Origin of the sequence: Streptomyces anulatus, assembly GCF_014650675.1 — a bacterium.
Classification (GTDB): Bacteria; Actinomycetota; Actinomycetes; order Streptomycetales; family Streptomycetaceae; genus Streptomyces; species Streptomyces anulatus.
On the sequence record NZ_BMVK01000003.1, the window covers coordinates 204,882 to 216,796 of the forward strand.

An 11,915-nucleotide genomic window follows, 5' to 3' on the forward strand; every position below is an offset into this window, starting at 1 on the left:
TTCTAGGGTGTCAGGATGCCTTCCCCCCTTACCTCCGAGCAGCCGCGCCCCACCGCCGCTGCCGGCGCCCCGGAGACCGGAAAGCCACCGTCCGGCGGCCGGGACCACTTCTTCGACAACGCGAAGTATCTGGCGATCGTGCTGGTGGCGATCGGACACGCGTGGGAGTCCCTGCCCCCCGGCCGCCTCGTGGAAGCCGCGTACACCTTCGTCTACACCTTCCACATGCCGGTGTTCATCCTGATAGCGGGCTACTTCTCGCGGAACTTCGAGCTGCGGCCGGACCGGGTCTGGAAAATGGTCACCAGCCTCCTGGTGCCTTATGTCCTGCTCGAAGTCCTCTACACGCTCTTCGAGCGGGCGGCGGACAAGCCGGACTACGCCCTGTCCCTGCTGGAGCCCTACTGGCTGCTGTGGTTCCTGCCCGCCCTGTTCCTCTGGCGGCTGTCCACCCCGCTGTGGCAGTCGGTGCGCTTCCCGGTGCTGGTCTCGCTCGCCATCGCCGCCCTGGCGACGGTGACGCCGGCCGCCGACGGAAGCCTCCAGGTCCAGCGCGTCCTGCAGTTCCTGCCGTTCTACGTACTCGGCCTGCGGCTGCGCCCGGAGCACTTCGCGGCTCTCCGCTCCACCTGGGTGCGGGGCGTCTCGGTGCCGGTGTTCGTGGCCGGGATGCTCGTGGCGTACTGGCTGGTGCCCCGCACCTCGACCTCGTGGTTCTTCCGGAAGAACAGCACCGACCGGCTGGACATGGCCGAGTGGACCGGACCGACCGCCACGCTCCTGCTGTTCGTGGCCGCGATCGTGCTGGGCGCCTGCTTCCTCGCCTGGGTGCCCAAGGGCCGCAGCTGGATGACCACGCTGGGCACCTGCACGCTGTACGGGTACCTGCTCCACGGCTTCGTCGCCCGGGGCCTGAAGTACGGCGGCTTCTACGACGACCCGTTCTTCGACACCACGATGGGCACGGTCGCCGTCACCCTGGGCGCGGTCGTCATCATGACCCTGCTGTGCACGCCGCCGGTGCGGCGACTGCTGCGTCCGCTGCTGGAGCCGCGCATGGAGTGGGCCCGGCAGAAACCACCGGCCGCCCGCGCGTCCTGAGACGCCGAACGGCCGGGAGCCGGGGGAGGGTTCAGTCCACGATGATGTTGTGGCCGAGGACCGCGACGTGCTCCAGCACGTCCTCCAGCGGATCGTCGATCTGGCCCGTCGAGATCAGGGCCACCTGCGGGCCGTTGTGAGCGTCGGTGTGCGTCTCGTCGGCGTGCGCGGCGGTGGCGGGCAGCACGAACGCCACCAGTGTCACGCCTAACGCGGTCAGCTTCCTCGTCATGGCGGCGATCATCGCACGCCCCGCGACGCCCGAAGACGGCGTCGCGGGGCCGGGAAGCAGGTCTCAGACCCCGTCGGCCCGGGGTGCGGACACCGCTTCGGGAGCCTCGCTCCGCGCCTCGGCCGGCGTCCCCAGAAGCGCGGAGGCCGTCTCCAGCGGGGTACGGGCGGGGGCCGGCGCGGGCACGGCCGACTCTGCGGTACGGCAGGTGAAGCCGAGCTTGGACAGCGCCCGGACCACCTCGGCGGAGCTGAAGTCCCGGCGGTCCTGCCGGGTGATGACCTCACCCACCTGCTTGACGGGGTAGACCCGGCGGCTGATGACCACCGCGTCGCCGGTGACGGGTTCGGGCTTGATGCCCTTCATCGATTCCTCCACCTCGTTCTTGAACAGATCGAAGGGGAAGCGGGCGATGACACAGCGCATGGTTCCTCAACAGGGGTCGAGTGCACGGGGGACGTGTCGAGTGCACGGAGGGGACGTTAGGGAGCCCGGAGGGATGTACGGGGCCCGGAGGGGATGTACGGGAGCCCGGACGAGGGGCTCGGTGCACGCGCCGGGGGGATCGCCGGGCGTACGGGGCGGCCGGCGGCGGACCGCCGGCCGCACGGATCACGCGGCGCGGTTGTTCCGGCGCTGTGCCGCGGCCGCACGGGCCTCGGGCGTCGGCACGCCGGGACGACGGCCCCGGGCCGGAGCCCCGCTGCCGCCGCGCTTGGTGCCGCGGCCCATGAACGCGCCGCCTCGGCCGCTACCGCGCTCCTTGGCCGGGGCGGAGACGACGACCGGGACGCCGGAGGGCGCCTGAGCACCGGTGATCCGGCTCAGCTCGGCCTCGCCGGAGCGGACCTGGGCGATCTGCGGGGTGATCCCGGCGTCCGCCATCAGCCGGGTCATCTCGCGGCGCTGGTTCGGCAGCACCAGCGTGACGACGCTGCCGGACTCCCCGGCGCGGGCGGTACGGCCGCCGCGGTGCAGGTAGTCCTTGTGGTCGCTCGGCGGGTCCACGTTGACGACCAGGTCGAGGTTGTCGACGTGGATGCCGCGCGCCGCGACGTTGGTGGCGACCAGCACCGTGACGTGCCCGGTCTTGAAGCGCTCCAGGGTGCGGGTGCGCTGCGGCTGGGACTTGCCCCCGTGCAGCGCAGCCGCCCGGACCCCGCTGTGCAGCAGGTGGTCGGTGAGCTTGTCCACCGCGTGCTTGGTGTCCAGGAACATGATCACGCGGCCGTCGCGGGCCGCGATCTCCGTCGTGGTGGCGTACTTGTCCGCGCCCTGGACGTACAGGACGTGGTGCTCCATCGTCGTGACGGCGCCGGCGGCCGGGTCGACGGAGTGCACGACCGGGTCCTTCAGGTAGGTCCGCACCAGCAGGTCGACGTTGCGGTCCAGGGTGGCCGAGAAGAGCATCCGCTGCCCGTCCGGGTTCACCTGGTCGAGCAGCTCGGTGACCTGCGGCATGAAGCCCATGTCGGCCATCTGGTCGGCCTCGTCGAGGACGGTGATGGTGACCCGGTCCAGTCGGCAGTCGCCGCGCTCGATCAGGTCCTTGAGGCGGCCCGGCGTCGCGACGACGACCTCGGAGCCACCGCGCAGCGCGCTGGCCTGGCGGCCGATGGACATGCCGCCGACGACGGTGGCGATGCGCAGCTTCAGCGACCGGGCGTACGGGGTGAGGGCGTCGGTGACCTGCTGGGCCAGCTCCCGGGTGGGGACGAGGACCAGGGCGAGCGGGCGCTTGGCGTCGGCGCGGCGGCCGGCGGTGCGGGCCAGCAGCGCGAGGCCGAAGGCGAGCGTCTTGCCCGAGCCGGTACGGCCCCGGCCCAGGACGTCGCGGCCGGCCAGCGAGTTCGGCAGGGTGGCCGCCTGGATCGGGAAGGGCACGGTCATGCCCTCGGCGACCAGTGCCGCCTTCAGCGGTGCGGGCATCTCCAGCTCGCCGAAGGTCTCGGCGGCGGGGAGGGCGGGGGTGACGGTCACCGGCAGGGCGAATTCGCCCTTGACACCGGAGGCGGAGCGGCGGCCGTAGCCACCGGACCGGCCGGAGCCGCCGGAGCGCTTGGGTCCGCCGCCGAAGCCCGCGGCGCGGCGCTCGCCACCGCCACCACCGGAGTAGCGGGGGGCGCTGCCGGAGCGGGTGCGGGAAAATCGATCGTTCGAGCGGGGCGTGCGTTCGCGGTTCATCTAGAACCTTTCCTCGATGGGGCACGTATCGAGGGATTCTTTTTCGGGAAGCGACCGTGAACGGCACCCAGAATCGCAAGAACGAGCCGATGAAATGACAAAAGAAAACGAAGCCCGGCCGCCGGGAAACAGTGCACCGGACGCGGCTTCGTCTGGGGGCGCGCAGAGCGGGCCCCGGAAACGACAACGAGCCGGGGCCCGCACCCCAAGGTGCGGGCCCCAGCTGCGCAGTACTACCTGAGTGATCAGGCGGGGGTGATGTTCTCGGCCTGCGGGCCCTTCTGGCCCTGCGTGACGTCGAAGTTCACCTTCTGGCCCTCCTGCAGCTCGCGGAAGCCGGAGGCGGCAATGTTCGAGTAGTGGGCGAAGACGTCGGCGCCGCCGCCGTCCTGCTCGATGAAGCCGAAGCCCTTTTCCGCGTTGAACCACTTCACGGTGCCAGTAGCCATGTCATATCTCCTTAGGGGCAGAGCCCGCGGGCCCACACTGTGCGGACCCCACGTCGCCGCGATGATTACCCCGTCCGGAAGAACACCGGAAATACAAAAGTGTGCCCGCCGACATACGACCGGCAAGAACACTTGAAGTTTTTGGGAACCACAACTGCAACTGAGATCAACAGTAGCACGATGGGACCGGAGAGGCGGGTGCCAAATATCACCGGCCACGTCGGAACAGACCGGGAAGAGAAAAGCCTCATCGCGCATTGCGCGAAATTCTGTGCTGACGAATGCAGATATCTTCCCCGGCCACGCGGGGCCCGGCGCACGGCGCGGCGCGGGCGGCCGTCAGCGCCCGGCGGGACCGCCGGAACGGGCGGACCGGCCGCGCAGCTCCTCGTTGAGGCGCAGCGCCTCCTCCAGCTGGTCCTCCAGGATGACGATGCGGCAGGCGGCCTCGATGGGCGTGCCGGCGTCGACCAGGTCGCGGGCGCGGGCGGCGATGCGCAACTGGTAGCGGGAGTAACGGCGGTGGCCGCCCTCGGACCGCAGCGGAGTGATCAGCCGGGCCTCACCGATGGCCCGGAGGAACCCCGGCGTCGCACCGATCATCTCCGCGGCTCGCCCCATCGTGTAGGCGGGGTAATCGTCGTCGTCGAGCCGGTCGGTGGCGTGCGAGGGGGTCTCCTGGGGCATCTGCACCTCTTCCGTCACGCGCGACCGGAGGAGCCGGGCGCCGTACGCCTGCGGGGTGCGCCTCTGCTGCGTACCACTGTTTCACGTGACTGCACAAGAAACCCTAAACGCCCGGGAAGGCCATGTCTATCGCGGCCGGAACAGATTCGGACCGCCGGGAAGGGCACGGCGGAGCCGCCGCCGCGGATCACTGACCGACCAGTCAGTTGTCGTCGGGAGGACCACGGGGCCATAATGCACGCGTAGCCCTTCACGCATCCCCCGTCGTGAAGGGCTACACCCCTGTCCGGAGCCTGCTCCGGGCGTCGCGGGGCACAGGATCATTCACGGGCAAGGGACTCCCCTCGTGGTCCCCTGCCCGTGTTTTTTCGAGTTAACAGTGACGTAGAGTGTTTACGCAAGCTCAGTTCCGACTCCGAGGTGATCGTGGAGGCCCGGATGGCCATGGACGACGGCGACGAACGCGGTCCGCAACCCGTCGAACCCCCCGGTCCGGACGAGCTTCCCCGCTTCGACTCGCTGCGGGAAAAAGTCGAGTACATGGTCGAGAAGACCTTCCCCGGCCAGAAGATCTCGGGCCGGGTCTTCGCCGAGCTGGTCCGCGACCGCGGCGGGTCGCTGTCGCACAGCTACTTCTCCAACATCCTGGCCGGCAAGGTCACCCAGCCGTCCGAGGACATCCTCAAAGCCCTCGGCCTGGGGTTCGGCGTGGACTGGCGCTTCTTCAAGGAGGAGTCCGAGGTCGTCGACGACGTCGTCGCCGGACTCCAGTTCCTGGCCAAGCGGCGCACCGGGGAGATCAGCGGCCTGGCCGGCCGGGGCCTGGACGACGACGGGCTCCCGCCGGAACTGCTGCGGTTCGCCCTGTCCCTGCTGGAGGACGCCGCCCGGGAGAAGGACGGTCCGGAAGGGCAAAGCGGTGGCAACGATTCCGCCGTGAGCCACCGCCCGGCGGGTCCGGCAGCGTAGCGTCTTGGTCATGTCCCTGCGGAAACTGCGGAGAGAGTGCGAGGCCGGGCTCGCCGACCTGCCCATCCCGGTTCCCTTCACGCTGGACGAGCTCGTCGCGAACATGGAGGAGGCGAGCGGGCGCACGATCCGGCTGCACGAGATGCCGGACCGGCTCGCCCGCGTCAACGCCGCCTGCGGACTGCGCCTGAAGGCGGGCGGCACCAGCCTCGTCCTCTACCGCCGCAGACCGACCGCGTACCAGACCCAGCACGTGATCCTGCACGAGCTGTGCCACGAGTGGTTCGACCACGGGACGACGCTCGACGCGGAACAACTCCGCACGCTCCTCCCGGTCTTCGACACCTCGCTGATCGCCCGGATGATCTCCCCGGACGCCGCCGCGTCCTTCGCCTCCGGCGGCGGCACCGTCCAGGCCCGTGCGCAGTACGCGACCCATGACGAACGCATGGCCGAATTCGGTGCCTCCCTGATCCCCCGGATGGCGCGGGACCTCACCACCGATGACATGGTGGGGCGGCTGGACAACTCCCTGTCCCGCCCGGTGGCCCACCGACGGCGCGGTCTCTTCCCCGGAAGACGGTCCGGCGACGCCTGACACGTGCCACCGCCCCACCCGCGGGCCCCCCGCCCCGCTCCACCACTCCGAGGACGAACACCGCCGTGACCCCCCTCGATCTCGCCGGCTACCTGATAGCCGGCCTGATGACGGCCGTTGCCCTGTGGCGTATGCCCGCTGCCCTGTGGGGCGACGAGGAGGACCGCAGACGGCGGGCCCTGTGGGGCTGCTACGCCGGATTCGCCATCGCCCTGTGGACGAAGACCGAGGTGGTGCGCATCGGCCTCAACAACAGCGCGATCACCGACCTCGCCGTCCTCATCAAGCACTACACCGCCACGGTGGCAATTCTGGCCATCCTCAGCTACATCGTGGCCATCTACGGCAGCTACCCCGAAGCGGGCGAGGCCCCCCGCCACGTACGGTTCGCGCAGTTCGTCCAGAAGCTGGCGGCCAAGGCCTCCGTCGCCACGCTGATCCTGCTGACCGTCCTGTTCTTCACCGTCGTCGACCGCTCCGTGCCGTCGGACCGCTTCGTCTCCGACCACGCCGGCGAGTGGGGCGCCACGCTCTACATGAGCGTCTTCTACCTCTACCTCGGGGCCGCGTCCGCCGTGTGCGCCTTCCAGTGGGCGCTGGCCACCCTCGACACCCGGCGGCGCCATCTGCGCATCGGGCTCGGGATGATGACGTTCGCGATGTTCATCGGCGTCGGCTACACCGTCAGCCGCACCCTCTTCCTGTGGATCAGCGTGGTGGACGAGCCGAGCGAGGCGTTCGCCCTGCGGTTCGACCAGGTCACCGAGGCGGCGCAGCTGGTGCTCTTCGCCTTCTTCGCCCTCGGCGCGTCCGTCCCCGCCTTCGCGGCCGGCGCCCGCCGGGCCCGGCTGTGGCGGGCCCAGGTCCGGCTGCACGCCCTCTGGTACGAGCTGATGACCGCGTTCCCGGACCAGCCGTTCGACCCGCCCGCCTCGCTGGCCCGCGAGCTGACCCGGTTCAACGTCCCGGCCGACCTGCGGGTGGACCGCTGGGCCGCCGACATCGCGGACGCGGCCGAGAAGCTGCGCCACTACGTGCCCGACGGGCTGCTCGCCACCGCCGCACGGGCCGCCGCCCGCGACACGGACGACCCGCGCCGGGCCGAGTCCCTCACGGACGCCTACTGGATCCGGGCCGCCCTGCTCGCCAAGGACTCCGGCGCGCCCGCCGGCGGAGCCGCGACGGTCGCCGCCCAGCACGCGGCGGACCAGGACGGCGAGGTGGCCCGGCTGCTCCGGGTCGCCGCCGCGTACCGGACGGTCGGCGAGGAGCGCGCCCGCGCGGTCCTCGCGGCGGCGACGGCCGAAACCACCCGCACGACGGAGACGAGCGCATGACCGGCACCACGACCGGCGAGGGGATCCCCACCGCCTCCGCCCGCACGGCCTCCGTGGCGCGCACCGTCACCGACGTCCTCCAGCCGCGCAACGTCCTGCTGGCGGGCATGCTCGGCCTCGGCCTGGCGGCGGCGGGCGACTGGACGGGGCTGCTCTGGGGCTTCCTCGGGGCGCTCTGCGCCGGGCTGATACCGGCGGGGTACATCGAGTGGGAGCGAGGGCGCGGCACCTGGGGCGACCGTCATGTGGTGGACCGCACCAAGCGGGCGCCGATCTTCTTCGTGATCCTGGGCTCGATCGGCGCCGGCTCGGTGGTGATGGTGCTGGGCGACGCGCCCACCGGCATCCTCGTCGCGATGCTCGCGCTGTGGGTGATGACGATCGGGCTGCTGGCCGTCAACACGGTGTGGAAGATCTCGGTCGACTCGGCGGTGGCCTCGGCGTCCGTCTCTCTCCTCGCCGTCGTGCACTCCCCCTGGTGGATCGCCGCGTACGCGCTGACCTGCGCGGTCTGCTGGTCCCGGGTCGCCCTCGGCTACCACACCGTCGCCCAGACCGTGGCGGGCGCGGGCCTGGGCGCGGCGACGACCGTGGCGTACGTGTTCGGCTGAGGGCCTGCCGGGCGACCGGGCCGGCGCTACCGGGTCAGAGCGCGGCGCACTGCCCGGTGCGCGGTCCGCTCACCTCGTTGGCGCGGCCCGTGTCGTCCACGCCCGGCCGGTTGGCGGAGCACACCAGCGGACCGGTGACCGTGTTGGCGGCGAGCAGCACGCCGCCGGTGTTGCCGGTGAGCACGACGGGACCGGCGACCGTGTTCGCGGTGCAGCCCGGACCTCCCACCCGTACGGGACCGGTGCTGCGGCTCACGGAGACCGGTCCTTCGACGCGCGAACCGCAGAGGTGGACCGCCGCCGCCCGGTCGGCCTGGAGCGGGCCGTCCAGCGTGGAGCCGGTGACCACGAGGGCCGCTCCGGGGCGGACGACGACCGGGCCGCGCTGGGCGGCGCGGTCCAGGCAGGTGACGCCGCCGGTGACGGTCAGCGGCCCGTTGCGGGGGCCGGTGACCGTGCGCGTGCAGGCGGGGACGGGCAGGACGCGGGACTTGTAGTCGAGGGCCTCGGCGAGCTTGCCCGGCTTGGGGTCGCTCAGTGGCTTGCCCAGCTTGGCGAACTCCCCGCCGGTCTCCTTCTTGCCGCCGTTCCACTCGTCGATCCGGCCGAGCTGAGCGGCGGTCCGCCCGTCGTCGACGACCGCGTCGGGGGCGAGCGCGGCCATCGACTTCGAGGCGCCCTTCACCAGGTCGAGGTACGGGCCCGGGGCCGTCAGGTCGTACGCGCTCACGTCGTGCTCGCCGCGCAGCCACGCCCCCCAGGAGAACTCCAGGAACTCCGTGGCGCCGTCCGGGACCTCGTAACCGATGTCCCGGGTGAAGTAGACGAGGCTGCGGTACGGGTCGTCGCGGAAGTGCGTGATGCCGAGGCGGTCCGGCAACCGGTCCACGCCGAGCGGCCGGTTGTTCTCGTCGCGCAGCCACACCTTCTTCTGCTCGGTCATCCGCTGCCAGAACGCCGGGGCGGACAGGGAGCTGAAGTTGTCGGTGACGCGGAGCCTGATGCGCAGGTCGGCGGAGCCGTCCGGGCCCTCCAGGAAGGACGTCAGCGTGTGGTGCCCGTCGGTGAGGTACAGCTTGCCGCCCGGACCGACCACGGCCGTCTTCATCGGAGCGATCGTCCCGGGCGTCTCCTGCCCGACCGGGACGGTGCAGGAGAAGCTCGACGGGTCGTCCAGCCGGGCGCCGGGGCCGGCCGCGGCCGCCTCCCCCTGACCGTTGGTCTCGCACCAGTCGTCGAAGCGCTTGTTGACGCCGCCCGCCACCTCGTCGCGGTCGCTGCCGTACCGGCCGAGCTTGTAGAAGACCTGGTCGAAGCCGAGTACCGCCTGCGTCGGGTGCAGTTCGCCGAGACGGACGTCGATCAGGTCCCCCGGCTGCGCGCAGACGCGCGGCAGCGGCCCGCCCCCGGCGCACGGGTCCGCGGCGGCGGCTCCCGTGCCCGCACCGGCCACGATCGTGCCCGCCGCCAGCGCCCCGGCCAGCAGCAGCGCCCCGCTCCGTGGCAGCCGTGCCCTCGTTCCCGATCCGTTCATGGACGTCCCTCCCGCGTGATGGTCTTCCGCAGGGACGATCGCAAGGCGCGACGACCCCCGCGCGGACACGGTGTGAACGAGGGATGGCGCCGGGGTGCCACGGTGGGACGGGTGCGGCGCGGCGTCGTCGTGGGACCGCCCGTTTGCGGGGGCGGCGGACACCCGGTTACGTGTACGGGGAGGGCGGTCCGCGAACGGGACGGCCCGCAGGCTGGAGGTACCCCGATGGCGAAGAACCGGTCCGCGCCCGCCAAGGGCCTGCGCGGCAGCAAGGCCGGGCTCGTACTGAGCCTGGGCAGCAGCGCGCTCGCGGTCGTCAGGGCGTCCAAGCAGGTCCGCCGGGCCAAGGGCACGCACGACAAGCTGAACACCGCCGACGCGGTGGCGGGTCTGCTGCCGCTGATCACGTCGGCCGCCCTCGTCCTGCGGCAACTGCGCGGCCGGCGACGGGAGAACCCGGAAGCGGCCTAGGGCCTGTCGCACGCCGGCTCCGCCCGAAAGGCCGGAAATCGCCCCGTCGTCGATCACTGAAGCGGCTCCGCCCGGGGTACGACTGTGCCGTGCCGAACCCTTTCGAGATCACCGCGGCCCGCGCCGAGGACATCGTGACGCTGGGCGAGTGGGCCCATGAGGAGAGCTGGAACCCCGGCCTGCACGACGGCGGGGTGTTCTTCGCGACCGACCCCGGCGGCTTCCTGTTCGGCCGCCTGGACGGCGAACCGGTCACCTCCGTCTCCGTCGTCCGCTACGGCACCGACCACGGCTTCCTGGGCTTCTATCTGACCCGCCCCCACCTGCGCGGACAGGGCTACGGGCTGCGGACCTGGCAGGCCGGCACGGCCCGGCTCGCCGGGCGCACCGTCGGGCTGGACGGGGTGCCCGCGCAACAGGACAACTACCGCCGCTCCGGCTTCCGTACCTGCTGGAGCAACGCACGGTTCGAGGGAACGCCCCCGCCCCAGCAGGACCTCGCACCGCCGCCGGGCATCGAGCTCGTCGACGCCCGGAGCGTGCCGTTCGACCTGCTCGCCGCCTACGACCGCCGGTACTTCCCGGCCGCCCGGGACACCTTCCTGGCCTCCTGGATCACCGCCCCGGGGCGCACCGCACTGGCGGCGGTCGGGGACGGCGGGCTCCAGGGCCTCGCGGTGCTGCGGGCCTGCCGTGCCGCGTCCCGGATCGGCCCCCTGTACGCCGCGTCCCCCGCCGTGGCGGCGGCCCTGGTCGGCGCGCTCGCGGCCACCGCCCCGGACACCCCGGTCGCCGTCGACGTACCCGACGTCAACCCGGCGGCAGTGCGACTGGCCGAACAGCTGGGCCTGACCCCGTCGTTCGACACGGCGCGGATGTACAGCGGCCCGCCACCGGTCATCGACCGGACCGGCCTGTACGGCATCACGAGCCTCGAACTGGGCTGACCCGGAACGGGCCGGGGCCGAGGTCCAGGTCGAGGTCGAGGGTGCCCTCGGTGGCCTCGGCGGTGGGCGGCAGGGCGAGGGCCTCGCCGACCCGGCCCGGCAGACTGCCGGAACCGAGCAGACCGGTGACCAGCGCGGTGGTGAGCCGGTGCCAGGCGGAGGCCCGGCGGATCATGGCATGGTCGCCGCCCCGGACGGTGACCATGCAGCTACGGGCTCCGGCGCGCCGGGCCCGCGCGGTGAGCGACTGGGTGGCCTGGGGGCTGGTCATCCGGTCCCGGTTGCTGTGGACGAGGACGACGTCACGGCCCGCGAGCTGGGTGACCGGGTCCCCCGGCGGACACCAGGGGGCGAGCCCGACGACGCCCCGCACCAAGGGGTGCCCGGCGGCGCGGAGGGCGGCGCGCGCCCCCATGGAGTGGCCCAGGAGCACCACCGGCAGCTCCTCGCCCGCTTCCTCCCGCAGCGCGTCGAGGGCGGCCACGGCGTCGTGGAAGGGGTCCGCGCGGGCGCCGTTCCAGCCCCGGTGGGCGTACCGCACCTGCGTCACGAGGATGTCGTCGCCGTCCTCGCGGGCGGCACGGGCGACGGCCCGGACGAAGGGGCGCATCCGGGTGCCGGGCAGATTCAGCAGACCCGCGGGCGGAGGCTCCGTACCGGTCTCGCGGCCCCCGTGCAGAACGAGTACGGCTGCCGACGGCGGTCGTTGGGCCACGCGTACCTCCAGGTGCGGGTGCGGGGCGCGCTGCCCCCTCTCCCCGTATTCGGCGCCGAGGCCGCTCCGGATGGGCGTAC

Annotated in this window: 14 protein-coding genes; 7 read left to right on the top strand and 7 right to left on the bottom strand. The window is 72.2% G+C overall.

The genetic code is table 11. The features are described from left to right. Nucleotides 1–15 precede the first annotated feature (15 nt). Nucleotides 16–1,101 (top strand): acyltransferase family protein, encoded by a 1,086-nt coding sequence (locus IE272_RS09350; protein ID WP_190006631.1) that lies wholly within the window; start codon nt 16–18, stop codon nt 1,099–1,101. 31 nt (nt 1,102–1,132) lie between these two features. Here the strand turns inward: IE272_RS09350 and IE272_RS09355 are convergent, their stop codons facing one another. The 5 genes from IE272_RS09355 to IE272_RS09375 all read right to left on the bottom strand — a co-directional run bounded on the left by IE272_RS09355 (nt 1,133) and on the right by IE272_RS09375 (nt 4,653). Then, the gene (locus tag IE272_RS09355) at nt 1,133–1,333 is read right to left on the bottom strand and encodes a hypothetical protein (RefSeq protein ID WP_229897247.1); all 201 of its coding nucleotides are present in this window, start codon (nt 1,331–1,333) and stop codon (nt 1,133–1,135) included. Nucleotides 1,334–1,396: 63 nt separating this feature from the next. Next, a complete protein-coding gene (locus tag IE272_RS09360; protein ID WP_190006632.1) occupies nt 1,397–1,759 on the bottom strand; it encodes an SCO5918 family protein in 363 nt (120 codons plus the stop codon). Nucleotides 1,760–1,945: 186 nt separating this feature from the next. Continuing rightward, nucleotides 1,946–3,517, bottom strand: coding sequence for a DEAD/DEAH box helicase (locus IE272_RS09365; protein ID WP_007447960.1), 1,572 nt, complete (start codon nt 3,515–3,517; stop codon nt 1,946–1,948). Between the two features lie 245 nt (nt 3,518–3,762). Next, nucleotides 3,763–3,966 (bottom strand): cold-shock protein, encoded by a 204-nt coding sequence (locus IE272_RS09370; protein ID WP_015609674.1) that lies wholly within the window; start codon nt 3,964–3,966, stop codon nt 3,763–3,765. Nucleotides 3,967–4,305: 339 nt separating this feature from the next. Then, on the bottom strand, nt 4,306–4,653 hold the full coding sequence (locus tag IE272_RS09375) for a MerR family transcriptional regulator (protein ID WP_050358375.1): 348 nt from the start codon (nt 4,651–4,653) through the stop codon (nt 4,306–4,308). A 438-nt stretch (nt 4,654–5,091) separates the two neighbouring features. On the opposite strand from IE272_RS09375, the gene IE272_RS09380 reads away from it, so the two are divergent. The 4 genes from IE272_RS09380 (at nt 5,092) to IE272_RS09395 (ending at nt 8,168) form a co-directional block, all read left to right on the top strand. Further along, complete coding sequence (locus tag IE272_RS09380) at nt 5,092–5,622, top strand: hypothetical protein (protein ID WP_050358374.1); 531 nt, start codon at nt 5,092–5,094, stop codon at nt 5,620–5,622. 10 nt (nt 5,623–5,632) lie between these two features. After that, nucleotides 5,633–6,220 carry a hypothetical protein gene (locus tag IE272_RS09385; protein ID WP_050358637.1) on the top strand — a complete coding sequence of 196 codons (588 nt, stop codon included), beginning with the start codon at nt 5,633–5,635 and terminating at the stop codon, nt 6,218–6,220. Between the two features lie 65 nt (nt 6,221–6,285). Further along, a complete protein-coding gene (locus IE272_RS09390) occupies nt 6,286–7,557 on the top strand; it encodes an MAB_1171c family putative transporter (protein ID WP_050358373.1) in 1,272 nt (423 codons plus the stop codon). After that, nucleotides 7,554–8,168, top strand: coding sequence for a phosphatase PAP2 family protein (locus tag IE272_RS09395; RefSeq protein ID WP_056702009.1), 615 nt, complete (start codon nt 7,554–7,556; stop codon nt 8,166–8,168). Before IE272_RS09390 ends, IE272_RS09395 begins: the two co-directional genes overlap by 4 nt. A 34-nt stretch (nt 8,169–8,202) precedes the next feature. On the opposite strand, the gene IE272_RS09400 is transcribed toward IE272_RS09395, so the two are convergent. Continuing rightward, a complete protein-coding gene (locus IE272_RS09400) occupies nt 8,203–9,702 on the bottom strand; it encodes a ParB/Srx family N-terminal domain-containing protein (RefSeq protein ID WP_190006633.1) in 1,500 nt (499 codons plus the stop codon). A gap of 225 nt (nt 9,703–9,927) precedes the next feature. Between IE272_RS09400 and IE272_RS09405 the strand changes: the two genes are divergently transcribed. Beyond that, nucleotides 9,928–10,173 carry a hypothetical protein gene (locus IE272_RS09405; protein ID WP_050358370.1) on the top strand — a complete coding sequence of 82 codons (246 nt, stop codon included), beginning with the start codon at nt 9,928–9,930 and terminating at the stop codon, nt 10,171–10,173. Between the two features lie 89 nt (nt 10,174–10,262). After that, the gene (locus tag IE272_RS09410) at nt 10,263–11,120 is read left to right on the top strand and encodes a GNAT family N-acetyltransferase (RefSeq protein ID WP_190006634.1); all 858 of its coding nucleotides are present in this window, start codon (nt 10,263–10,265) and stop codon (nt 11,118–11,120) included. Here the strand turns inward: IE272_RS09410 and IE272_RS09415 are convergent. After that, nucleotides 11,098–11,835 carry an alpha/beta fold hydrolase gene (locus IE272_RS09415; RefSeq protein ID WP_190006635.1) on the bottom strand — a complete coding sequence of 246 codons (738 nt, stop codon included), beginning with the start codon at nt 11,833–11,835 and terminating at the stop codon, nt 11,098–11,100. The genes IE272_RS09410 and IE272_RS09415 overlap by 23 nt on opposite strands. Between the last annotated feature and the right edge of the window lie 80 nt (nt 11,836–11,915).

Excerpts from the sequence above, each read along its gene's own strand:
- IE272_RS09350 (WP_190006631.1), top strand. The coding sequence starts at position 16 with ATGCCTTCCCCCCTTACCTCCGAGCAGCCGCGCCCCACCGCCGCTGCC.
- IE272_RS09355 (WP_229897247.1), bottom strand. The coding sequence starts at position 1,333 with ATGACGAGGAAGCTGACCGCGTTAGGCGTGACACTGGTGGCGTTCGTG.
- IE272_RS09360 (WP_190006632.1), bottom strand. The coding sequence starts at position 1,759 with ATGCGCTGTGTCATCGCCCGCTTCCCCTTCGATCTGTTCAAGAACGAG.
- IE272_RS09365 (WP_007447960.1), bottom strand. The coding sequence starts at position 3,517 with ATGAACCGCGAACGCACGCCCCGCTCGAACGATCGATTTTCCCGCACC.
- IE272_RS09370 (WP_015609674.1), bottom strand. The coding sequence starts at position 3,966 with ATGGCTACTGGCACCGTGAAGTGGTTCAACGCGGAAAAGGGCTTCGGC.
- IE272_RS09375 (WP_050358375.1), bottom strand. The coding sequence starts at position 4,653 with ATGCCCCAGGAGACCCCCTCGCACGCCACCGACCGGCTCGACGACGAC.
- IE272_RS09380 (WP_050358374.1), top strand. The coding sequence starts at position 5,092 with ATGGCCATGGACGACGGCGACGAACGCGGTCCGCAACCCGTCGAACCC.
- IE272_RS09385 (WP_050358637.1), top strand. The coding sequence starts at position 5,633 with ATGTCCCTGCGGAAACTGCGGAGAGAGTGCGAGGCCGGGCTCGCCGAC.
- IE272_RS09395 (WP_056702009.1), top strand. The coding sequence starts at position 7,554 with ATGACCGGCACCACGACCGGCGAGGGGATCCCCACCGCCTCCGCCCGC.
- IE272_RS09400 (WP_190006633.1), bottom strand. The coding sequence starts at position 9,702 with ATGAACGGATCGGGAACGAGGGCACGGCTGCCACGGAGCGGGGCGCTG.
- IE272_RS09405 (WP_050358370.1), top strand. The coding sequence starts at position 9,928 with ATGGCGAAGAACCGGTCCGCGCCCGCCAAGGGCCTGCGCGGCAGCAAG.